Origin of the sequence: Rufibacter ruber, assembly GCF_014138425.1 — a bacterium.
GTDB classification, from domain to species: domain Bacteria; phylum Bacteroidota; class Bacteroidia; order Cytophagales; family Hymenobacteraceae; genus Nibribacter; species Nibribacter ruber_C.
Window position 1 is genome coordinate 57,868 of the sequence record NZ_JACJIQ010000018.1, and the last position, 21,346, is coordinate 79,213.

23 protein-coding genes are annotated in these 21,346 nt (G+C 49.4%); all 23 read right to left on the minus strand.

The window, feature by feature from the left end; genetic code table 11:
* Positions 1 to 30 precede the first annotated feature (30 nt).
* On the minus strand, positions 31 to 1,095 hold the full coding sequence (locus FHS90_RS18295) for a YncE family protein (RefSeq protein ID WP_182514111.1): 1,065 nt from the start codon (positions 1,093 to 1,095) through the stop codon (positions 31 to 33).
* Positions 1,096 to 1,132: 37 nt separating this feature from the next.
* Entirely contained in the window at positions 1,133 to 2,347 is a 1,215-nt protein-coding gene (locus FHS90_RS18300; RefSeq protein ID WP_182514112.1) for an efflux RND transporter periplasmic adaptor subunit, read from the minus strand.
* Entirely contained in the window at positions 2,344 to 3,681 is a 1,338-nt protein-coding gene (locus FHS90_RS18305) for a heavy metal-binding domain-containing protein (RefSeq protein WP_181307971.1), read from the minus strand. The genes FHS90_RS18300 and FHS90_RS18305 overlap by 4 nt, the downstream gene beginning before the upstream one ends.
* On the minus strand, positions 3,659 to 4,906 hold the full coding sequence (locus tag FHS90_RS18310; RefSeq protein ID WP_182514113.1) for a TolC family protein: 1,248 nt from the start codon (positions 4,904 to 4,906) through the stop codon (positions 3,659 to 3,661). The genes FHS90_RS18305 and FHS90_RS18310 overlap by 23 nt, the downstream gene beginning before the upstream one ends.
* Positions 4,893 to 6,785, minus strand: a complete 1,893-nt coding sequence (locus FHS90_RS18315; protein WP_182514114.1) for an efflux RND transporter permease subunit — start codon at positions 6,783 to 6,785, stop codon at positions 4,893 to 4,895. Before FHS90_RS18315 ends, FHS90_RS18310 begins: the two co-directional genes overlap by 14 nt.
* A complete protein-coding gene (locus FHS90_RS18320) occupies positions 6,778 to 8,055 on the minus strand; it encodes an efflux RND transporter permease subunit (RefSeq protein WP_182514115.1) in 1,278 nt (425 codons plus the stop codon). The genes FHS90_RS18315 and FHS90_RS18320 overlap by 8 nt, the downstream gene beginning before the upstream one ends.
* A gap of 55 nt (positions 8,056 to 8,110) precedes the next feature.
* Positions 8,111 to 8,386, minus strand: coding sequence for a heavy metal-binding domain-containing protein (locus tag FHS90_RS18325; protein ID WP_182514134.1), 276 nt, complete (start codon positions 8,384 to 8,386; stop codon positions 8,111 to 8,113).
* A 336-nt stretch (positions 8,387 to 8,722) separates the two neighbouring features.
* Positions 8,723 to 9,118 (minus strand): HYC_CC_PP family protein, encoded by a 396-nt coding sequence (locus FHS90_RS18330; RefSeq protein ID WP_153042676.1) that lies wholly within the window; start codon positions 9,116 to 9,118, stop codon positions 8,723 to 8,725.
* Between the two features lie 349 nt (positions 9,119 to 9,467).
* The gene (locus tag FHS90_RS18335) at positions 9,468 to 9,716 is read right to left on the minus strand and encodes a hypothetical protein (protein ID WP_182514116.1); all 249 of its coding nucleotides are present in this window, start codon (positions 9,714 to 9,716) and stop codon (positions 9,468 to 9,470) included.
* A 4-nt stretch (positions 9,717 to 9,720) separates the two neighbouring features.
* Positions 9,721 to 10,032, minus strand: coding sequence for a hypothetical protein (locus FHS90_RS18340; protein WP_182514117.1), 312 nt, complete (start codon positions 10,030 to 10,032; stop codon positions 9,721 to 9,723).
* Positions 10,033 to 10,046: 14 nt separating this feature from the next.
* On the minus strand, positions 10,047 to 10,412 hold the full coding sequence (locus tag FHS90_RS18345; protein WP_182514118.1) for a hypothetical protein: 366 nt from the start codon (positions 10,410 to 10,412) through the stop codon (positions 10,047 to 10,049).
* Between the two features lie 26 nt (positions 10,413 to 10,438).
* Positions 10,439 to 10,693, minus strand: a complete 255-nt coding sequence (locus tag FHS90_RS18350) for a hypothetical protein (protein ID WP_181307956.1) — start codon at positions 10,691 to 10,693, stop codon at positions 10,439 to 10,441.
* Between the two features lie 217 nt (positions 10,694 to 10,910).
* Positions 10,911 to 11,450 carry a hypothetical protein gene (locus tag FHS90_RS18355; protein WP_182514119.1) on the minus strand — a complete coding sequence of 180 codons (540 nt, stop codon included), beginning with the start codon at positions 11,448 to 11,450 and terminating at the stop codon, positions 10,911 to 10,913.
* Between the two features lie 3 nt (positions 11,451 to 11,453).
* Positions 11,454 to 12,338 (minus strand): hypothetical protein, encoded by an 885-nt coding sequence (locus FHS90_RS18360; protein WP_182514120.1) that lies wholly within the window; start codon positions 12,336 to 12,338, stop codon positions 11,454 to 11,456.
* 31 nt (positions 12,339 to 12,369) lie between these two features.
* Entirely contained in the window at positions 12,370 to 13,713 is a 1,344-nt protein-coding gene (gene traM, locus FHS90_RS18365; protein ID WP_182514121.1) for a conjugative transposon protein TraM, read from the minus strand.
* 13 nt (positions 13,714 to 13,726) lie between these two features.
* Positions 13,727 to 14,587, minus strand: a complete 861-nt coding sequence (locus tag FHS90_RS18370) for a DUF4138 domain-containing protein (RefSeq protein WP_182514122.1) — start codon at positions 14,585 to 14,587, stop codon at positions 13,727 to 13,729.
* 19 nt (positions 14,588 to 14,606) lie between these two features.
* On the minus strand, positions 14,607 to 15,332 hold the full coding sequence (locus FHS90_RS18375) for a conjugal transfer protein TraK (RefSeq protein WP_182514123.1): 726 nt from the start codon (positions 15,330 to 15,332) through the stop codon (positions 14,607 to 14,609).
* A gap of 70 nt (positions 15,333 to 15,402) precedes the next feature.
* Complete coding sequence (locus FHS90_RS18380) at positions 15,403 to 16,746, minus strand: hypothetical protein (protein WP_182514124.1); 1,344 nt, start codon at positions 16,744 to 16,746, stop codon at positions 15,403 to 15,405.
* A 1-nt stretch (position 16,747) separates the two neighbouring features.
* Complete coding sequence (locus FHS90_RS22655) at positions 16,748 to 17,293, minus strand: TraG/VirB4 family ATPase (protein WP_182514125.1); 546 nt, start codon at positions 17,291 to 17,293, stop codon at positions 16,748 to 16,750.
* Entirely contained in the window at positions 17,275 to 19,332 is a 2,058-nt protein-coding gene (locus FHS90_RS22660; RefSeq protein ID WP_182514126.1) for a VirB4 family type IV secretion system protein, read from the minus strand. The genes FHS90_RS22655 and FHS90_RS22660 overlap by 19 nt, the downstream gene beginning before the upstream one ends.
* Positions 19,304 to 19,633: a hypothetical protein gene (locus FHS90_RS18395; RefSeq protein ID WP_149093178.1), complete on the minus strand. Its 330-nt coding sequence runs from the start codon at positions 19,631 to 19,633 to the stop codon at positions 19,304 to 19,306. Before FHS90_RS18395 ends, FHS90_RS22660 begins: the two co-directional genes overlap by 29 nt.
* An 11-nt stretch (positions 19,634 to 19,644) precedes the next feature.
* Positions 19,645 to 20,049, minus strand: a complete 405-nt coding sequence (locus tag FHS90_RS18400) for a hypothetical protein (RefSeq protein ID WP_182514127.1) — start codon at positions 20,047 to 20,049, stop codon at positions 19,645 to 19,647.
* A gap of 170 nt (positions 20,050 to 20,219) precedes the next feature.
* On the minus strand, positions 20,220 to 20,894 hold the full coding sequence (locus tag FHS90_RS18405) for a hypothetical protein (protein ID WP_182514128.1): 675 nt from the start codon (positions 20,892 to 20,894) through the stop codon (positions 20,220 to 20,222).
* Between the last annotated feature and the right edge of the window lie 452 nt (positions 20,895 to 21,346).

Genomic DNA, 21,346 nt, shown 5'->3' on the forward strand with positions numbered 1-21,346 from the left:
AAATCGGGTTTAGTATTCGTGAGATAGATATTATTGCCGGATTGCAAGTCCGTTCGGTTTTTTCCCCACCGGAACCGTGGCGGTAACGGAATGGTCGGATACTCTGATGACGGAGACTGTTCCCGCTCCTTGGTTGGTGACGTAAGCTGTTGCGCCATCCTGGGAAAAAGCAATGGCGTGCGCATCGGCTCCTGTGGCGATATTGCCTTGTAGAGCCCACAGGCTGTTGTTTTGTGTGTAGTAAGTGATTTGGCCATTGGTTGCATCGCTAACCCAAAGTTCTTGTTTGGAGGGGTGGTATGCCACGTAGCCCGGTTTGAAGCCTAGGTGAATGGTTTCTGTAATCGCACCTGAGGCTACGGCTATCTCCGTAACGGTTTGGTCGGTTTCATTGTCCACGTACATGAAGCCATTTGCGCCCGGCCAGGCCCCAACCGGGTCCTTGCCCACCGCCACGGTGGCCAACACCATTTTAGTGTCCGGGTTAATAATGGAGACAGTGGCATCTAGGGTATTTGCGGCGTAGGCTCTCGTGCCGTCAGACGAAAAGGTGACTTCGGATAATCCTCTTCCAACGTTGATGGTGCTTTTGAGGCTCCAGTTACCGGTGTTGAAAACCAACACTTGGCTTTGCTGCTCATCCTCCTGGGCAATCCATAACTCAGAGCCGTTCGTATTGAAAATCCCATTGTGCGGCATTCTGGGTAGCAGTATCTCTTTTTCGATTTTCCCGGTGTAACTATTCAACACGATTACTTTGAACCCATACATCCCACTCATACCGCCTGAGTCATGGCCACCGCTTAAATCGGTACTGGTAATGGCTACGGCCAGCTTCGTTTTATCGGGGCTTAAATTGATGTGGTGCGGGAAGGTGGCCCCATTCAAAGAAATCTGCGCTTTCTGGGAGAGGTCAAGTAAATTAAGCACCTCTATATTGTTTGATTCCCCATTCACTACATAAGCCGCCGGATAATCAATATTCATTCCTTCCCCACCGCCCATATCATCCATTCCGTCCATGTCATCTTCGGTATGAAAGTTACAGGCCGAAAAACCGAACAGTAAAAAGGCTATCAATAGTGGTTTTTGCATATTGTAAAGCATGGTCTCCTGAGTCTTAATTTGAATTTTAATGATTATGACCGCTCATCTGGTCCGTGCCATTTTTTAATAAATATTCGCTGTAGAGTAAGTAGGCCCCAGTTACCACTACTGTATCGTTTGGACTTAACCCGTTGGTGATGGCTACCTGATTGGCGCTTTCGGCCCCTAGGGTAACCATTTTAGAGTTGAAGGTATTCTCCCCCGTTTTCACCCAGACGTGCGCCCCGCGGGCGTCCCGTATGACGGCATCCAGTGGCAGGGTTAGTGCCTGGTTTTCCGCAGCAGGAAGGGTAATGGTAGCCTGGGTACCAGGTATCAGTTGCCCATTCGGGTTTGGCAGTTTTGCCCGTGCTACCACCACTTGGCTGTTTTGGCGAAATTCCGGGTTTATGAAAGTAATCTTGGTTTGAATGGGAGCCTGTGCGCCGGATACCGTGACCACTACGGGGGTGCCGACCTGTAACTGCCCTGCTTCCTGCGCATAGAGTTCAGCTTCCACCCAAATGGTAGAAAAGCGGTTCAGTCGGTAAAGCAAGCTGCCTTCAGCCACATAAGCACCTTCGGCAGCAGCTATCTCCGTGACGATACCGGAGGTTGGGGCCAGGAACGTGATACGGGCATCTAATTTCCTGGAGCGGGCTATCTGATTTACCTGGGCTTTTGATAAGCCCATTAGCAGGAGCTTGTTTTTGGCAGCCTCAAGGATAGAGGCAAATTGCTTCCCCTCCGGAAACGCTTTCACCTGGTCCAAGGCCAATAAGTATTCCTGCTCCAGCGTCAGCAAGGATTCACTGTACAAGTCATAGAGCGGTTGGCCTTTTTGGATAGGTCGGCCTGTTTCTTTGACATACAGCCTTTCCACACGACCGGCGGCACGGCTACTGATTAAATCGGCCTGCGTTTGGTTCACTGCTAGCCTGCCGGTAAGGATAGTGTTGCCTCCTACCTGCCCCATCTGAACAGGCCGGGTGGTTATGTTTCCCAGCTTCATTTGGGTTTCGCTCAGCATGATGCTTCCGGCATTCTTTTCAGCGGCAGTTTGCGCTTTAACCGGCACCAAGTCCATTCCGCATATCGGGCAAGAACCGGGGGTGCTTTCCACAATTTGCGGATGCATGGGACAGGTGTAAGTGGTTTCTGCCCCTGCGGCTCCAGAACTGGCATTCTCATCTTTGTTTGTGCAAGCGACTAAGGAAAGAGCCACGAGCCAGACTATTGCTATATTTAGTGTCTTTTTCATCTATTATTATCTGCTACCCGAATAAAACTTTCGCTGTCCACCAGAAATTGCGCATTCACCGCTATCGTATCTTGGGCACTCAGGCCGGATAATATCTCCACCATGCCATCCGCCGAACCGCCAATACGAACACTAATAGGTTTAAAACCCCCATTGTTATTGAGGAAAGCCACTGATTGCGTACCTATGTCCAGCACGGCCTCCTTGGGTACCCATAGCGACATACCAGTGTTGTATGTCACTTTCCCGGTGATTAGCTGACCAATCAAGGTGGATGTATTCCCGGCAGGGAGGGAGGCCCGAACCTGTGCGAAGTTCTCCCCTGCTTCGTAAACAGGTTCTACCAGATTTACCTCAGACTGCACCGTTTTATCCGGCAGCTGGTTGAAGGTGATGGAGATTGGGGTACCTTTCTTAAGTTGCCCGGCTTGGCTGCTAGGCATATTGAACTGTGCCCATACCTGAGAAGCATCAATCACTTTCAATAAGGCCTGCCCTGTGCTCACGTACATGCCCTCCCGGATGGAAAAACCGCCGCTCGGTATGGGGGGTGACGCGCTGCTGCCTGTTCCCGTGGCACCGCCTCCCATTCCTCCCATGCCGCCGCCGCCCGTTGCCGGGGCAGCGGGTGTCGCGGTTGCTACGGGAGAAGGGCTGGCTGCTACGGCAGGGTCAAGCACGTAACCGGAATAGGGGCTATACACAGAAAAAGTATAGGTTTCCCGCCCGCTTCGGATTAATTGCTCTACTTGGCCAGCGGTTGCACCAAGGAGCCGCAACTTTTGTTTCGCCCCATTAATCAGGGAAGAGTTGCTCGGGTCGTTTTCAAGCAGATAAAGCAATTCTTTCTGAGCCGTCACTAGTTCCGGGCTATAGATATCATAGAGTTTCTGCCCTTTGCGGATAGGCTGGAAATTAAACTGTACATAGAGTTTTTCAATCCGTCCCCCAAACCGGGCCGGGATGATGTACTGCCGCCGAGTATCGTAGGTCACCACGCCGCTCATAGTGATTTCCTGTTGTACCTGCTTTTGAACAGGTTGTGCGGTTTCTATGCCGGAAACCACCGCCTGGTTCGCGGGTTGCAGCAAATATTCCAAATCCGAGGAAATGGCGATGGCGGGGGCATCTGCGGTTTGCTTCGCTACCAAGTCCATGCCGCAGATAGGGCAGGAACCAGGCTCATCGCGGACAATCTGCGGGTGCATCGGGCACGTGTATTGAATGTCATTGGCCGCTTCTGCACCATCCCCGGCTTCATTACAGCCTGTAAAGGAAAAGGGCAGCAGCAGTACCAGCAGCCACAGTAATTTATTTTTCCAGCTCTTTCTCATAATTTACTCCAATCAGGTACAATTGCTCCAGGTTGTTGAGGTATTCCATCTGGGCCATGTTCAGCGCTTCCCAGGCATCGATTACCAGCGGTAATTGGCTTGTGTTCTGTTCATAGCTGAGCATGGTGGTCTCATAATTGCGGCGCAGAGCCGGGATGATTTTGGTTTCGTAGTTCCGCACCTGGGTTTGCTTGGTTTGCAACTCCTGAGCCATGGTGGCCACCATGGCTTGGGCCTCGTTCAACAGGCTCTCCCGGCCTTTTTGCATCCCTTGGATTTCAAAGTCCATGGCTTTGATGTTGGATTTATACATCTTCGAGGACCATGGGGCAATAGGAATTGATACCATCCCCATTAAAGTGAAAGACTGGGGCATCATCCTGTCGCGCGGCATCATGTTCTCAAAGCGTATCCCAAAATCCGGCTTGCGTTGCATGTTCTCCAACCGGAGGTTGAGGCGCATGGATTCGATGGTACGGTCCAGTTGCCGGATATCGCTACGGGCGGCGCTTAAATAGGCGGTGTCCGGTAAAACTGTCAGTTTTGGTGCCTGAGCGGTGGTATCGATTCGGAAACGGGTTTCCGGGGGCAGGTTCATCAGCATGTTCAGTTGGATGTTCATCCTGATAATTTCGCTGTCATTCATTACCAGCATGTTCTCCACTTCCCCTAACCGGCCCTCGGCTTTGTAGATACTGCCCAATGAACTTTGGTTGTAGGGATAGCGGACTTTGCCCAATTTGAGCATGAATTGCATGATGCGCTGGTTTTCAAGCAGCACAGATTTCTTTTTCTCCAGCACAACCCATTGGTAATAGGCTGTCTTTGCCTGTGCTCTCAGCTGGTTGAAGGCTTTGTCGCGCCCAGCCTCTTCTATTGCCGCCTTGGAAAGTTGGTATTTTTCCCTAGCCCGTAATTTAGCTGGGTTTGTAATTTCCTGCTCCACCGCCGTCATGAACATAGCGTCATCCTGTCCTTCCATCTCCATTTGCCCCGGATAGGGATACATGAAAACCCCGGCTCCCACCATAGGGGCCATCTGGCTACGGGCACCTTCTGCCATGGCATTCTGCGCCTTTGCCCGGCTTTCAAACTCCCGCAGCATCGGGTTACCGAGGGAGATGCGCTGCAGCACAGAGTCCAATGATAGTACCGGTGACTGCCCTTGCGCTACCAAGCCCATCAGCAGCAGTGCGGCCGTGGTATATAGTCTAATGCTTAACATCGTAAATCTCTATTTTTCCGTGTTTTTTCAATTCATACTCCTTCGTCATTTCAAACACCACGGGAGTCACCAGCAGAATATGGATAGAGGAGGTAAAAACCCCGCCAATTAGGGGCAGGACGATAGGCAGCATCACGTCCGTGCCTACGCCAGTCGCCCACAGCACCGGAATCAAACCGAAGAGCGAAACAGAAACCGTCATTATTTTCGGGCGCAGGCGCTTGGCGGCTCCCATGAATACATACTCCCGGATGTCGTACTTTGTAATCGTTTGATTTGTGTTGCCTTTATCTGCCACCATCTGGTTCATGGCTTCGTTCAGGTATACCACCATCACCATAGCCGTCTCCACAGCCAACCCAAACAAGGCGATAAAACCTACCGCTACTGCCACCGATAGATTTATGCCATAGAAGTACACGATGAAAACCCCTCCTATAAGGGCGAATGGGATGGTGACCAGGTTCAGAAGCGCTTCTTTAAGGGATTGGAAGGAGAAGTAGAGAATCAGGAAGATGATAATCAATACCAGCGGTATAATGATTTTCAAGGTTTGGTTTGCCCGAATCTGATTTTCCCACTGGCCGCTCCATTCGAGGCGGTAGCCATTGGGCAAGTCGGTGAATTCACTGTTTAACTTCTTTATGGCTTCCTGCACGGTACTGCCAACATCCCGGTCCCGCACATTAAATAGTACGGCTCCCCGCAGCTGGGCATTTTCGGAGGCAATCATAGGAGGGCCATCCACGAAACGCACATCGGCCACCGCCGAGAGCGGAACCGTGCCTGCCGTCCCGGACTGCAAGGGAATGCGCCGGATACGGTCGAGACTGTTGCGGTACTCCTGAGCCAGGCGCAGGTTGATGGAGAAGCGTTGCCGGCCTTCAACGGTATTGCCTATGGGAAGTCCGCCGAGGGCAGATTCCACAATGGCATTGACGTCATCCACAGAAAGGCCATAGCGGCCCAGCTCTTCGCGCCTGGTCTGGATTTCCAGGTATTTTCCTCCGGTTACCGGTTCAACGTATAAATCCTTTACCCCTGGAATATCCTGCAAGGCGTTTCGCACTCTTTGGGAAACCGTGGCGATGGTATCAAGGCTTTGACCGTACACCTTTACCCCCACATCGGTTCGGATACCAGTAGCCAGCATGTTGATGCGGTTGATGATGGGTTGTGTCCAACCGTTAATCACCCCCGGAATCTGGAGCTTCTGGTCAAGCTCCTCAATGATTTTGGCTTTGGTCATACCATCGCGCCATTCGGATTCGGGCTTCAGTTGAATGATAGTTTCAATCATGCTAATGGGTGAGTTGTCAGTAGCCGTACTGGCTCTCCCGGCCTTGCCCAATACCTGGTCTACTTCCGGCATGGATTTGATAATCTTATCTTGCACCTGCAGAATGCGCTTGGCCTCGGAGTTGGAAATATCCGGGAGGGTGACTGGCATGAACAGAATTGAGCTTTCATCCAGAGGCGGCATAAATTCGGAGCCCAGGCTCAGCAACATGGGGATGCTGACCAGCAGGGCCAGGATGTTAATTCCGATGGTGGTCTTCCGCCAGTTGAGGCACCAGCGCAAAATGGGGCTATACACCCGCTCCAGCCCTCGGTTGATAGGATTGCTGTTCTCTGGCTTGAACTTGCCTTTGAGGAAAAGCGAAAGCAGCACCGGGGTAACCGTAATGGCCACGAAGGCATCCACAATGAGTATAAATGTTTTCGTCCAAGCCAAGGGGCTGAATAATTTCCCTTCCTGCCCGGTCAGCAAGAAAACCGGGAGAAAAGAGGTGATAATGATAATCGTACTCCAAAACACGCTGGGACCAACTTGTTTGGAAGCTTTTTCTATAATTGAAAGACGCGTTTCCTTATCCATGGTTTTCTTTGTTTTGGGCTTCGGCCAAGTGCCGGTAAGCATTTTCGACCATCACAATGGCATCATCCACAATCACCCCGACAGACAGGGCGATTCCTGTAAGGGACATGATGTTGGAGGAAATATCGAAGGCATTCAGTAGTATAAACCCTATGGCAATCGACAAGGGCAATTGGATGATGATTATCAAGGCGCTGCGCCAATGGAAGAGGAAGATGAAAACGATGGCGGAGGCCACCAGCATTTCCTCAATCAGCGTGGTTTTCACGGAATTCACTGATTCATTAATCAGTCCGCTCCGGTCATAGACGATGTTGAACTTCACTCCTTTGGGCAGACCGGCAGAGACCTCTTCCATTTTAGTCTTCACATTCGCTATAACCTCGGCGGCGTTTTCCCCATACCGCATCACCACAATGCCCCCCACCGCTTCTCCTTCGCCGTTGATGTCAAAAATCCCAAGGCGGCTTTCCCCGGTCATCTGCACCGTGGCAATGTCACTTACCCGAATAGGGATGGTATTCTGGGTGACAATAGGGATATTCTCTATTTCTTCTGTTGATTTGAGGTACCCGGTTGTTTTGATGATGTAGCCGATGTCGCTCATCTCGAATTTGCGTCCGCCGCTCTCGTTGTTGTTGGCCCTCACCGCCGCCATTACCTGCGGCACCGATAGATTGTAGTAGGTAAGCTGGTTGGGGTCCACCGTTATCTGATACTGCTTTTGAAATCCCCCGAAGGAGGCGATTTCACTCACCCCTTCCACATTTTGCAGCGCGAACTTCACGTACCAATCCTGAATGGCGCGTTGCTCTCCTAAATCCATGCCAGGGGCATCCAGCGTGTACCATAGGATATGCCCTACCCCGGTACCATCGGGCCCTAAGGTAGGGACGGCTCCTTCGGGCAGTAAGCGGTTTGCGTAGTTTAGGCGTTCCAACACCCGTTCGCGGGCCCAGTAAATGTCGGTTTTGTCCTCAAAAATGACATAGATGAAACTCATGCCAAACATGGATACGCCGCGCACATATTTTACCTGAGGCATACCCTGCAGGTTCGTCACTAAGGGATAGGTAACCTGGTCTTCGATGATTTGAGGGCTGCGGCCCATCCACTCCGTGAAAACTATTACCTGGTTTTCCGATAAATCCGGAATCGCATCTACTTTATTAGTGCTGACTGAATAGAGGCCCCACCCGAATAAACCGGCTGCTATCAGCAGCACGACCATGCGGTTGCGCAGGGAAAAAGATATTAATTTACCTATCATAGCCTGTGATGGATTTCCCTCCCGGTCTTGGTAGCCGGGAGGGAAAAGTTAAAAATTAATGCTGCTCGCCTGCTTCGTGCTGATGGCCAGCAGTCGTATCCTGCTGTTCACCGGCTTTCGCCTCTTCCAGGAACATACCGCATTTGGGGCATTTGCCGGGCTCATCGCTTACCACTTCCGGGTGCATGGGGCAGGTGTAGGTCACTCCTGCAACGGCCTGTTTGGTTTCAGTCTGCTCTGTGGTATTCTGTTTGGTTTCGCCGCTATCACAGGCAGAGAACAGGGTTAAACCAATGATGGATAAGCCGATGCTTAGTACAATCGCTTTCATAAAAGGAAAATGTTTAAAGTGAATGGAAATGTATTTCCTCTGAGGAGTTACCCCAAGCCAATAGGCCTACCGATACTCCTGCCAAGGCAAGGTTATGCTGATGGACTGTGTAACTGCACAGTCTAAATGAATATTTGAGGGCGTAAAATCCGTATTGATTCAAACCAGTTTCGCTGCCAGCTCAACTTGGAATCTGAGAAGGGTTAAGCAAGAGTGCTTATATTCAAGCAAAAGTGGCCATGCCTTCCAGATAAGTAATCTTGAATGGAATTTACGGTTTAGGAGGTAGCACCAGCAGGGGAAATTAGCTGTCACTCCTAAATAAGGGAAGGGGTATTAAATAATAAAGGTTTGATGTAAGATGCCGATGAACCTGCCGGAGACCGGAGGTGGCAATGTAAAGTGGGGTTCGGCTTCAAGAATGGCAGGACGGATTGTTTCGGTAAAGTTTGGAGACAATACCGGTTCTTTCACAAACTTTGCTACCTGCTGGGTCGCGGAGTTGAAATTCGTCTGCGTGGCTACTCCCCGCTGCATGACACAAGACATGTCATTGCAGGACTTCTTTGGGGTTTTTGCGGCTTTCCCACAGCAACAGGTGGGGGATGAAAAAAGGCTAATTGAACTGTCTTCCTTACCAGGGCAATGCGAAATATTCACACGGAAGCCAAAAGAAGCCAGTAAAATGGCTGCTATTAAGCTAAGGTGAATAAATTTTTGCAGTGCCTTCATCTAAGATGATATCTATTTATCTAAGTATCAAACGGTAACAATCAAAGAGAGTTGCCGACATACTAGTTCCAATCTTGCAAAAGTATAAACAATTTTGTATTATGATGTTATATAATTTTTGATAAAATTTATATAAATCGGTTAAAATTTTGAGTATGAATGCTTGCTCCAACTTGGAACTGTAATCCGGAATAATAAATACAAAAGATTCCGGATTTAAGTTGATGCTTTGTATTTTAAATAGGTCGGTTGTGGTAGAACCAACTTCAGGGATTTTGTTTTCCCCTACCGCCCTAATGATTATATACTTACTATCTTTTCTAGGGGGGCCGGTTGATTTTGGGCTAAACTAGTTTACAACAGTCAACAGGGACAATCCTATATTTTTATAGGGTAATAAACGGGTTTTGCTTTTAAAACCCCGCACATCCTTAATGCCATCTTCCGGTGAAAAGTGTATTTCTGCAAAGAAATCGCCCATGGCATAGAGCGCTTTGCATACGCCGTTTTGATTTATAGTTTTAATAAACTTTCCTAATTCCCAAACTACATTGGCTCTACCATTTTTGTCTAAAATATTAAATTGATACAGGTTCATGGCGTTACAATTGTAAAAAGTGCATTTTAGCTACTGCTTTATCACAATCCATTTCATTCAAGGGGAAGAATCGGCAGGAGAAACTACCCGAAATCTCCTGAACGGCCACGCCATCCCAAATTCCAGAGGAATCCAAGTACATAACCAGGTAATCAGATACTGGGATGAATTGATTAATATAGGCTAAGATGTTAGCAATGTTATTGGTAACTGATTTATTGCCTTTATCCAAGTCCCGGATAGTTAGTATATCTCCGTTGAAACTGTAATCGAAATCAGACTGCCTTGCCAGCCCCTCAATATCCAAAGGTTTCATTTTGCAATTGTAAATCAATCGGTCGGCAATCCTGCCTCTTTCATTCTGGACCTCAGTCTCCGGTTCGTATCCCTTAGCTCTATGATTCTATTTCTGTAAAGGGCTTCTCTTTCCTCCCAGGGTAGCCTAGAGAATTCCTCTGTAGATAAAGCAGGTGAGCTGTCTACAGGAACAGCCGGAGCAGGGGCCGCACCTTGCTGGTATATCACCGTAGGCCGGGTAATGGCGTTATAAAGTTTTCGGTTATAGCTTCTTCTCCTTATGAACGCATAGACACCTGCCCCCACCACTACTATTATTGTCAGTGGCCCAGCTATAGGCTCCAATAAATCCCTGAACATCATGTTAGGGGTATCTATCTGCAAAAACATACTACCCATAACCGTACATTTTTGAAATTATAAAATCAATTTTTGACTTCCACGATTGTACTTTTATTTTGCTCCCTTGGTTTGGTTTTACCAGTATTAATCAAGTCACAGATGTCCTGCATTTCTGAAATGGTGAAGGTTTGGTTTCTCTTCTTCACCTCCCAGGTAGGGCGTGGCATTCCAATCCCCTTATAGACGTAGACCTGTTTAATTCCAAAAGAGGCTAATACTGCGGGAAGCTTTTTTTGCAATTCTAAAAACAGTTTAACTGGTTCATCCGAGATTTTCATAGCTGGCAATTATATAAATGCTTTATAAGAAAGCAGTTATTCCTCCGCTCTCAATTCGTCTGCAAGAAATGAATTTAACTGCGTTCAATTCATATAATACGAGCCATGTATATAATATGATACATTTATAGTTTAAATAATATACATTATAAATGTATGGCTAAACAAAAAAATACCCTGCCAAAAGGAGGGTACTTTTTACTATTAATATAGGAAATTATCTGAAGTGGTATCTAAGGCCGAGACTGACAAAGCCTGGCCACTCGTCCAAGTGAGTCTTGTTAAACGTCTTCCCCTTTATCCCAGTTACAACCAACGAGATTCGATTGCCAAAAAAGAAGTCCACTTCGGCGCCAGCCTGAGGCCCGTAGGTAAAACGTTCGCGTCTGCCCGATTTACTCCCTTCCCCGTCGGAATCTTCCCCCGTCCTTTCGTAGGAAGCGGCACCTCCTAGAAGCAGGTGGAAATAGGCAAATTCACCAATCCGGAATAACTGCGGTGCCAAGAACCCCCGGCCACTGAAGGCAGAGTATTCCCCACTTACCTCCAAGTCGCCAAACTCCCGCAAGCCGCTGACCCGCACGCTCAGTTTATCAGTCAGGTAATTCATATAGCTGCCCTCGTAAAACTTTCCCATGTCGGTACGGCCATAATGCGCACCCCAGGCAGAAATGTGTCTGACGTGCCGTTGTGCCAGTACAGGGGACAATGAGCTAATGCTGATAAATAACAGCAGGGAGAGCAGCGCCTTTTTCATTGCTTAATAATTTTTAGTTCTTCTTTCCAATTCAATCAATTGCTTTTGCGCAATCAAGTCGGTATAGACCATTTCAGCGGCAATATGCGCTGGCCCTTTCTGCGAACTCTCCGCAATCAGCCTATCTGCCTCCTGCCGTAGTTGCATGGCCCGAACCATATTCTCGTTAGAGGAGTTAATCATGGCCATGCGCTCCCCCTCGGTCATGGAATACCGACCGGGGTTCTTCAAGGTGGCGTTCATCTCAATGCTTTGCTCGGTCATTTCATCGGCAATCTTGTAATAATTCAGGGCCGTCTGAATTTTCTTTTTCTGGTTCATTTCCTCATAGGCATAGGCCGAAACCGCAGATTCTTCCCGGCGCTCCACATATTCCGCCGAACTCATGCGGTCATTGTTGTCAGAATCCCCCGAAGTGCGAGAAAACACTGAGAAGATTGTTTTAATGTCTTCCTCCGGATTGTTGTTCTGCAAGGCTACTCGCAACCGTTGCGCTTTCGAGAAGTGAGGCATATAGTGCGTGCCTGAATTGCCCCCGGACATGGCCAGGGCACGGGCGAACAACTCTGCCGGGTTAGAAATGCGTAAATCCATAATGCTGTTTACTTTCCGCAAGTCCTCCTGAATCTGCCGTTGCAAGGCCAAGCCCTCGGAAGTTAAATCCTTTACTTCCCCGGTAATATCCTTGGTCACCCCGGCAATGGTTTTGGCATCTTTTACCACTTGGTAATTTTGCACCGTTTCCGCCCATTGCGCCAGGCGTTTGGCAAAATCACTGATATGTACTCCCATGTGGATTGGGTCGTTCACCACCATCTGCGCGTCCGTATTGCTAGGACGGAATACCAGCAGCCCTGCCGCCAATACCGTAAAAACAACTCTTTTCATACATCACCTTTTTAAAATTAAACTCAATAAATCAATTGGCGCTGGCAGCGGGAGCCATTTGCCCCGCCGCAGCTGAAGTAATCAATATCGGGTACCCGTCCGGCAGCAGTACATCCCTCAGCCGTTGGCGAGACCTGGGTTTAGAGACCACGTTGGCCGCAACGCGGCCTGCCACCCCTACCACAGAATTGGCCGCTGAAGCCGAACGGTCGATGGCTGTGCTCAGTTCCTGGCTTGCTTGCCGCTGTGCATCGTATATTCCTTGATTCGTATCCTTGGCGATTTTCTTTTCCGGGTCTATCATGATGCCCGGCATATAATTGAAATCAAAGATATCAGCTTTCACCCTGGTAGGGCCTAAGCGCTCAATCTGTACCGTCACCCGGTTGGATTCAACCTTTGCGATACCGGCAAAGACCATGTTCTTCGGGAAGGTTACCCCCGATACCACGGCATCCTCCAGCAGGCGCATAATCACCACGGAGCCGGTTCTTACTTTTTGCTCCCCGGAAATCACGCATTTATAAAAGACATCAGGGGTAAGGGTTCCCTGTCGGGTATTCGAATCTCCTGGGTTGAAACGGGAATTTGTCACTTTATAGGTATTGAAGCCGTCGGCCCCGGGCAGGGCTGCCTGCGACTCTCTGGGGGCATTGGCCGCACCAGGTTCCCGGTAACGCTTTCCAGTCGTCTGCTCATATATCCGGCGGGTCTGCGGGGAAGAGGCGGCCAGCATCCGCAGCACTTCCGGGTTCGTCTCGAAGGGGGTTCCGTCCGCATCGTAAGCAGGTGCCACCATATTGTTGGCGGTTGGGCGGGACCCGCTCCGGCGGTTGGTATTACGCGGTACGATGATTTGTTGCGTGCGGTATTGACCGGTGGATTGGTCTTGGACCGTGGTTTCCACAGTATCGACCTCCTGGAAGGCCAGCTTTGCCTGCTGTTGCAATTGCAAATTATATCGCCTCCGTGCCGCCTGCCCGGCTGTGTCTACCACAAACGCATTGGCTACCTCTTCTTCCGACGGAGCAGCCTGCGCATACTGTGCCTCATGTTCGGCTTTGCGCTGTTCCTCTAAAATAGCGGAAGGCGTTTTGTTTTCCAGGTTATCCGTTACCACCTCAGGGATAGCTTGCTCAATGTTCTCGGAGGCTGCAGCCACCGGTACCGTGTTTTGCTCAGCCGCGTTCTGCGCCGATTTCAGCCAAAGGAACAGCCCAGCGAAAATCACCATCACCAAGCCGAGCAGTAACTTGAACCAGTGCTCTTTCAGTATTTCTACAGGCGTGCGTTTCGCTTTCTCCGGCGGGGAATAACTGGTAGTTGGGGAGTCCCTGAAGTCGTTTTCAGGGCCATACTCGTTTAGGTTATCCATTCTTACAATATCGTTAAATGGTAGAAGCCCTGTTTATTACTTTGGAAGGAATAGGGAGTACCAGTACCCGTGCCCCGTTAAGTTCCCGCAGCGTCACTTCCAGGTAACCGTTTTCCGTGGCCGCGTAAAGCGGGATAGCATAGGTAAGGTAACCAGTGGAACGCCCGGTGATATTCTGGTTTGATTCACCACCGGACGGGGCCAGGGGCCGTCTGGCTTCATTCTTTTTTCTGCCAAGGAATTTCTTCTTGGAATTCTCCACCAGCTGGAAATCAATAAAATCCACGTTGTAGTCGATATTCGTCTTATTGATGACCTTAAAGCGCAGATATGTGAAGTCTTTGTCGTTGCGAATGTTGGCCAGCGACAGCACCAGGTCATTTTCCACCACCGCCACCGATTGGTTCTCTTCTTTGGCTTTGCGCAGCTTGAGCAGGTTGCTTTCTATCACTTCTTTCTTTTCCGCTGATTTATCCATTGCCAGTTCATTATCCGGGGTGCTTCCCGAGTAGGTAAAACCCGTTCCATTATTCAAGCTAGGTGTGCCGTCTTTGAAATCATACAGCTGCATAACAGGGCTAGGGGCGTACACCAGCCGTCCCATCCAGTATTCAGAGCCGTAACGGATCAGGATAGGGGTAGGCAAGGTGTTCTTTTTCCTGGCCCGGACAAAGACAGCGTTTGCCTCGATCTTCACCAGGTAATTCCCGGCCATTCCCACATCCACTAAGGAAACCGGGCCATTGAAGACCATATAAGTGGTAGAGGAATCAGACACGGCTATATCCGAAAGCGGGGTTACTTTTTGCGCGCTGGCCGAACCTGCTGCCAGAGACAAGAGGAAAATAACAAACCCAAAGAATGTATTTTTCATAACATGGAATTTTGGAAGTTTACTGATTGGGCGGTACAGCTCCAGGGGCAGCCGGTGAACCATCCGCCGGTGCCGGTGTGGAATAGCCGGGAGGGGGCGCTACACCTGCCCCTGCGGCGGCATCCCGGAGTCTTCTTTGCCGTTCAGCTTCCTGTTGCTGCAGGAATTCTTTTTCTTCCCGCGAGACCGGTGGGTTATAGGCGATGTAGTCAAAATTGGTAATCAGCAGCCCATAAGGATTCTCATCAGAGCGGTCCGTCTCCACGAGGTTGAACTTGGCCGCCATCGGCAGGCTCTGCCGTTGCTGGTCGCCGATAAAAATGCGCTGTTTGGTGTAGACTCTGCCGGAATAGGGCCGGGTTTTCATGTCCAAATAGATGCTGTCCACGTCCAGTACTGAGCGTGCCGAGTATCTCTGGTAATTCTGCAACACTTGCCCCCGGTTGAAGTTCTCGAAGATCCTGCGGCCGCCTGCACCTTCAATTAAAGGCAATGCGGCATCGAGGTTCTGCTTAAACGTGTATTGGTCGTGGCCAAACATCGTTTTCATAAATCCTTTCACCATGTTCCGGGCTTCAAACGGCGTATGGGTATCCTCCTCAACGGCCAAAGCCGCTGCCGAACCCGAATTAGTTACCACGTACACCCGTCGCCCCGCATCCTGGGTGACCTTGTAGAACCCATATCCTGCGCTTACCGCTAATACCACGAACCCAATAATACAGGCTAGTGAAATGGTTCTCATGGTTTTAAAGGAGGTGTTCAAATCTTTTATGTTACTCATATATCCCAGCTTTAAATTCCTGAATCAATTTTCAATCAATGAATATGTCATCTAAATCATCCTCATCCCATGCTGGAGGTTTTCGGTTTTCCCTCCTTCTCCTTACTGAGTTGCGCATAAATCCCGAGGAACCCATGGAAGGGAGGGCAGAAGCACCATCATCAGGATCATCATAAGGCGCTGTGCTATCGGTGCCAGAGCCGGAATCATAGGTAGTGTCTCTGCTACTAGCCCCACCAGCGTATCCGCCGGAAGCCATGGCTGGAGCAGCAGTAGCCATGCTGCCGTTATAGCGAACGGATGTGCCGGCACCACCACCCGTGGGCATGGCCGGGGCCGCACCTGAGAAAACAGAACCAGATCCGGTTTCTCCCCCCAAACTCCCACTGCCTGCACTACCGCCGCCAGAATTGCTGAATCCCATTGCCCTGCCAAGCACGCCGGAAACCCCGCCACCTGCGGCAGGGGGGGCAACCACTCCCGCTGCCGTGCTGGCCGCTCCGGCAGCAACGCCTACCGCTGCGCCCAGGAAGCCCTGTACCGCGGTGGAGCCGATAAAATAGCCCGTTAGGGTAGGCACCATGCAGTAAAGAATAATGAAAGCGACCGACATCAACAGGAATTGCACGTCATTGAAACCTTGCCCTGGGGTGAGCATACCGCCAAACACACCTCCTACGGCAGTATTCTGGTCGGCAAAATTGGAATAGATCAAATCAAGTAAATTCATGGTCAGGGCCCAGAACTGTACCGCGATAAAGTTTTGCATCCATTTCCCGGCCAGCCCGGAAAAAGCGGGGATTACGGAAAGGCAGATGGCGATGGGTCCGATTACGTACAGGAACCCTAGCACGAATTGACGGATGAACAGTACTATTTGCCTTACCAGCATCACCGTAGTCGTGGTAAAGAACTGGGTGATCAGGTTCATCAGGGAAAAATTGGCGATGCTGTTATAGATTTTAGAATACCAGGCCCCACCCTGCTCTACCACGTCTGTCTGCGCCACATGATCGGATTGAGCCGCCGCCGCGATGCCTGGTGGCGTTGTCAGCTTCTGCAGGGCTTCGCCTACGTTGCCCGAACCATCGAATAGCTGCGTCACTCCTTTAATGCCAGCCCCCAGGACATTCATCAGGTCCTGATAAAAGAAAAGCACCAGGAATAAGGCCAATGCCTTGATAATGGGCGAAAAGTCAATCTGCAAGCCATGCCCAGACAGGTATCCCCGTCCAATGGAGATGATCAGGGCAATGCTCATAAACGTAGGCGTAATGAACCGGCACACCGCCAGGACAGTCTCAAGGGAACGGTCACAGGCTCTTAGGAAGCTGTCATCAATTCCGTGGGCTACGAAGAGTAATACTGCCTCCATATCATTTGCCTAATAGGCCCGCTCTTTTATCTTCCGTGAATTGCTCCACCGCATAATCCAATCGCTGTTCGGTGAACGTCTCAAAAACAGGGTAGCCGTTTTCCATTTTCACCTTGCCGTTTTTATCCATGGCAAACCGCCTGTGCTGTTGCTGGTACCGCTTCACCAAGCGGTTCAGGTGATTGCGCTCAATGGGTTTGGAACTCAGGATGGCACCCAGTTCCGGGGCTGCCTCCAGGATATATACTTTCCCCTTGGTACCCTGTTTGATAAAGAACTCCCGGAAATCAGCAGTAGAACGGACGGATTTGATTAAATCCATTTCGTGGTTGGTGAAGCCCAGCGGAGTCTGCAGTTTGGCTAGAGAGTCCGGATTCGAGTGCCGCAGGATAATCTTGGTGGAGCTATTATTAATCAGCGCATAGCCTATTCTGCTTTCCACGATCTCCTGAATCCCCTGCGTGATAATGGTAATCGAACCGTTGGTTTTCCGGATGGTGCGGTACATGGAAACAATGAAGTCCTCCATCACACCGCCGGAAAGCATGGCCCAGGCTTCGTCCAGGTGATATCATCCGGGAATTTGCGAAACAGGTCCAGAGAGAGCTCGGTGATGAGCATAGCTACCACTGGGTATAGGTCAGGGTCAGCCTTCACCTTTGCGAGGTCAAAGCAAATGAGCCGGTGCTCAGATAGCTCTACGTCCTGCCGAGCATTCAGAACTTTCTCGTAACGGCCACCCTCAGTGAATTGCGCCAACACTAAAAAGAATTGGTGAATATCGAAGTAACTCATGTCCTTTTTGTACTGGCTGCGCATTTCCTCCTTACCGTCCGCGGTGGCAGGGGTAGCCTGCATATCCCGGTCAAATCTTCGCACGAAGCGCACAAAGCTGGCCATTCCGGGTATTTCCTCGTCGGTTTGGCCAGCATTTCCCTCCTCATTCAGGTACGTGTAGTATTGAATCAGAAAGCGGCTCAGGATCGCCCTTTCGGACTTGTTCAGCGGCGCACTGTCCGCCCCGCCTTTCCACAGAACCGCTAGTAGGGCCAAATGGAAATTGATCTTCTCGTCATTATAGACCCATTTCCTCCCGTCGGGGGAGCGGGGTACCAGGAAAGGGTTGAATTCTATCGGGTTCTCCGGGTCATACTCGAAGTACGTATTCTCGAAGTCTATCCCGTTCAGCGACTGGATCACGTTACGGTACGTACCGCCGATATCAATCAGGATTTGCCGCGCCTTGCGCTCATGGCGCTGCACGACAATGTAGCCGAACGTATAACTTTTACCGGAACCGGAGGGGCCAATGACAATGGCATTCTGATTGTCCAGGTCGGTGTTGAATAAGTTAACCTGCAGCAGGTTACGGTTGCGGTCGCAGAAATATTCCCCTACATTGTCATTTTTATAGGTTGCCGTCCACTGCATGTAGCATACACCCCGGTCCGAGGTAGTGGTCAGCCATCTGTCCGGTATCTGGTACGCATTCCCCGGTAACAGGCCGAAATACAGCGGCAAGGACAGATGCGATTCCACCACGCTTTCCGTTCCGAATATGTATCGGAAAGCGGCCATGGTTTTCTCGATGTTCTCTTTCCGGATATTGTCGTTTGATTCCCAGACCTGCACAGAAACGTGTAAGCCTACTATCTGTTTATTCTCCGCTCTTACCTCGGCTGTAAATTCCTCTATTTCTATTGCCCGCAGCTGGTTGTCCTGCGTGGCTAGCCTCGACAGCGAATTATTCAGTTTACGGTCTGTGTCCAGGGTGGAAAGTGCGGCCCTGGTATCCTGCACGACAAAGGCCTGTGTCAGGATATGTGGGAACTGCAGTGCGTTTGTAAGTGGGTAGAGCATCGGTGCGGTTACCCCATAGCTGTTACGAACGGCAGGGTGTTGCTCACTGCCCTGCCCTACCATGGAGATGACGTTCACTTTGTTCTCTCCCACAGCCAGCGTCCCTACCTCGTTCAGAATTTCACGTTCCTGCCGCCGGGGCACAAAGTCAAAATTGAGGTTAAAATATTGATGGTAGAGGTCGCTGATTTCCACCGAGCCCATGCGCATAATCTCCACTTCCCCCGTTCCCGATAACGCAGTTGAAAACTCTTGGGCAACCGCCTCGGCGATTTCCAGGGTATGGAGCAGGTTTTCAAACGGATTTTTAATCAAGGATTCCCCCATGCGGGAAACCAAGGCATTGAGGGCATTGGTTTTAATCGGTTTCACCTCCGCCGGGGCAAAGCTCAGGAATAGGTAGGATTTTTGGAAAAGAACCAGCCGTTCAAAGAAATGCTTGTTCATTCTCCCTTCAAAATAGGTCTGTTCTTTCCTGTCTTCCCGATATGGGCGGTCGTAGTAAACATCCGTTTTCTGGACAATCGTATTAATTGGCAATGGCTTTAATACCCCCAGCAAAGCATTGTTGAATGAGATAAAATCCTGTTGGGTCCAGGCCTCCATCTCCGCCGGTTCGACTACGAACCCAACCGCTACCCGCCCATCTTTGAAAATAACTTTATTATCCTCAAAGGAATGGACCGGCATTACGTTATTAAATGGAACCGTTTTTTGCTTTTTCATCTTTTTTCTTCACTGGGGGGACAATGCCTACGGCGATGCGCCGGGGCTGCACGAATTGGAAAGAAAGCCAACCTATCAGGAAGCCGGGAGGATGGGTTTTCGTTAAAAAACGCATCACCAGAATCAATCCTACTTCCAATAGGAAAACCGCCAAATAAACCAGGCGCGGGATATGCACCATCATGTTCAAAAAACCCAGCAGCAGCACCGAACCGATGAACAGACCGACCACCAAGCCCAAGTCCATGATGTTCATCCCCAGAACCTGAGCCGGTTTTTCAATACTTTTGTAAGAGCGCATATAGCAGGTGGTTAACGTACCCCTCCTTCACCTCCTACTGTCCCTACCAAGTCGTCTTTGAAGAATTGGAAGCCAAACCAAAGGATTACCCCACCGACCAGCCATCCTAAAGAAGAAAGTGCATCCGGTGCCCCGTTGACGAATTTCATCACGACCCGGATTAATCCAATCACCAGAATAATGGAGAAAATAACCTGGACAATGGTGATGATGGTTTCCTGAACCCCCTCTAAAGCAGCTGCGGTGCCACCCTGGGCCATTGCCCCGTTCGTCAGGGCCAGACCCATAGCAGTGGCCATCATCCTTTTCTCCCAAGGAGAGGCCTCATATTGGCGGCCAGTAAGAACAAGCGAATGAATCGAACTAGAGATTTGCGCCACCAGGCCAGCACTCCTTTTGTAGGTTTCAGTAAACATTTTTCAGTATTTAGTTATAATTGATTTGATATAGAAAAGGGGTGCTTAATCCCTGGGTAAGCCGTTTCAATAAACTTTGGAATATCAAAGAGGGCGAAAGGGAGACTTTCTGAATAAGTAGTTGGAAATGTGTGTTCTAAGGCCATCGCTAAAAGACTTTAGTTGTCAATTTATTCACCGTCAGCAGTTTTTCTGGCTGTTGCATTTTTAACAGGTGAATCAGGTGAAAACAATGCGTTGAAGCCGGATTGGGCAGCAGAAGTGTTGTTTTTTAATTCAGCCCTCCTCCGCCTTTTCAAGGCGATTTCTGCTTTCCTGTTCTTTTTATCGTTGTCAGTTGGTGCCGGTGCTGTAAGGGGGTTGTAGTAAATAGATTGGGCAGGACTATCGTCTTGCCCAATCTCCGGAAATACGTCTGGGGTAATGCTATTCCTAACACCAGGCACTGAGGTTTCCTCATTATCGCCAGCCGTAACAGAGTCAGTTTGTGCCATGGCCGCGTTCGGACTGATTCCGGAATCGGTATATGGGGTATCACGGCTATCATCGCAACTAACAGGCGTTTCCGCCATGCTTATATCATCTAGGTATTCTTCCTCACTTAATAATTCATCCAGTAACGTGCCCGAAGTTCCGGGGTCAGTTTCCTGATATTCGCCCACCGTTGTTACAAAATCCCGGACTTCATATCGATACGTTCTGAGTGGCCTGTAATTACCGGTTCTTGATTTCCTTATCGTTTTCCGTGTCTCTTTACCATTTCCATAAAACCGCCACCAGAGCAAGGCCACCAACAATAACATTGGAATTAGCACTAAACCAATAATGAAGGTCTCCTGCGGCATATTTCTCCCTTGAACGGGAAAAAAAATAGATAGTTATACAAAACATATTCAAAAGTTAGTAAGAAGTTATTTTATAATAATATAAAAGGCAGAAACCCTAGAAAACGTTATCCGTTAATTGGCACATAGTTATTCAATAGTTGTAGTGGTGTGATTTTGAGGGAATTATTTAGTTTGTAAAAAAATATAATATATATTGTAGGTATCTATAATAAGGATGCAATTGCTAACCCCCATAGCATAGAAGCGCTCTTAGGTTAACAATTGAAATAGTTCTTAATGGTGCCTATAACCGAAGCCGTTCAACCTTTAGGGTTTCCGGACCCTAGCCTGTTTGTATTATATGCAGATGTACTACGCTATATTCAATACCGGTTAAAGCTCTTAGGGCATGGGCAGGTAAAGGCTTTCTGTAAGCAATATTTATTTCCCTATACCACTGTCGTGAATCT

Coding starts and splice junctions, on each gene's coding strand:
- FHS90_RS18295 (WP_182514111.1), bottom strand. CDS start 1,095: ATGCAAAAACCACTATTGATAGCCTTTTTACTGTTCGGTTTTTCGGCC.
- FHS90_RS18300 (WP_182514112.1), bottom strand. CDS start 2,347: ATGAAAAAGACACTAAATATAGCAATAGTCTGGCTCGTGGCTCTTTCC.
- FHS90_RS18305 (WP_181307971.1), bottom strand. CDS start 3,681: ATGAGAAAGAGCTGGAAAAATAAATTACTGTGGCTGCTGGTACTGCTG.
- FHS90_RS18310 (WP_182514113.1), bottom strand. CDS start 4,906: ATGTTAAGCATTAGACTATATACCACGGCCGCACTGCTGCTGATGGGC.
- FHS90_RS18315 (WP_182514114.1), bottom strand. CDS start 6,785: ATGGATAAGGAAACGCGTCTTTCAATTATAGAAAAAGCTTCCAAACAA.
- FHS90_RS18320 (WP_182514115.1), bottom strand. CDS start 8,055: ATGATAGGTAAATTAATATCTTTTTCCCTGCGCAACCGCATGGTCGTG.
- FHS90_RS18325 (WP_182514134.1), bottom strand. CDS start 8,386: ATGAAAGCGATTGTACTAAGCATCGGCTTATCCATCATTGGTTTAACC.
- FHS90_RS18330 (WP_153042676.1), bottom strand. CDS start 9,118: ATGAAGGCACTGCAAAAATTTATTCACCTTAGCTTAATAGCAGCCATT.
- FHS90_RS18335 (WP_182514116.1), bottom strand. CDS start 9,716: ATGAACCTGTATCAATTTAATATTTTAGACAAAAATGGTAGAGCCAAT.
- FHS90_RS18340 (WP_182514117.1), bottom strand. CDS start 10,032: ATGAAACCTTTGGATATTGAGGGGCTGGCAAGGCAGTCTGATTTCGAT.
- FHS90_RS18345 (WP_182514118.1), bottom strand. CDS start 10,412: ATGGGTAGTATGTTTTTGCAGATAGATACCCCTAACATGATGTTCAGG.
- FHS90_RS18350 (WP_181307956.1), bottom strand. CDS start 10,693: ATGAAAATCTCGGATGAACCAGTTAAACTGTTTTTAGAATTGCAAAAA.
- FHS90_RS18355 (WP_182514119.1), bottom strand. CDS start 11,450: ATGAAAAAGGCGCTGCTCTCCCTGCTGTTATTTATCAGCATTAGCTCA.
- FHS90_RS18360 (WP_182514120.1), bottom strand. CDS start 12,338: ATGAAAAGAGTTGTTTTTACGGTATTGGCGGCAGGGCTGCTGGTATTC.
- traM (WP_182514121.1), bottom strand. CDS start 13,713: ATGGATAACCTAAACGAGTATGGCCCTGAAAACGACTTCAGGGACTCC.
- FHS90_RS18370 (WP_182514122.1), bottom strand. CDS start 14,587: ATGAAAAATACATTCTTTGGGTTTGTTATTTTCCTCTTGTCTCTGGCA.
- FHS90_RS18375 (WP_182514123.1), bottom strand. CDS start 15,332: ATGAGAACCATTTCACTAGCCTGTATTATTGGGTTCGTGGTATTAGCG.
- FHS90_RS18380 (WP_182514124.1), bottom strand. CDS start 16,746: ATGGAGGCAGTATTACTCTTCGTAGCCCACGGAATTGATGACAGCTTC.
- FHS90_RS22655 (WP_182514125.1), bottom strand. CDS start 17,293: ATGCTTTCCGGCGGTGTGATGGAGGACTTCATTGTTTCCATGTACCGC.
- FHS90_RS22660 (WP_182514126.1), bottom strand. CDS start 19,332: ATGAAAAAGCAAAAAACGGTTCCATTTAATAACGTAATGCCGGTCCAT.
- FHS90_RS18395 (WP_149093178.1), bottom strand. CDS start 19,633: ATGCGCTCTTACAAAAGTATTGAAAAACCGGCTCAGGTTCTGGGGATG.
- FHS90_RS18400 (WP_182514127.1), bottom strand. CDS start 20,049: ATGTTTACTGAAACCTACAAAAGGAGTGCTGGCCTGGTGGCGCAAATC.
- FHS90_RS18405 (WP_182514128.1), bottom strand. CDS start 20,894: ATGCCGCAGGAGACCTTCATTATTGGTTTAGTGCTAATTCCAATGTTA.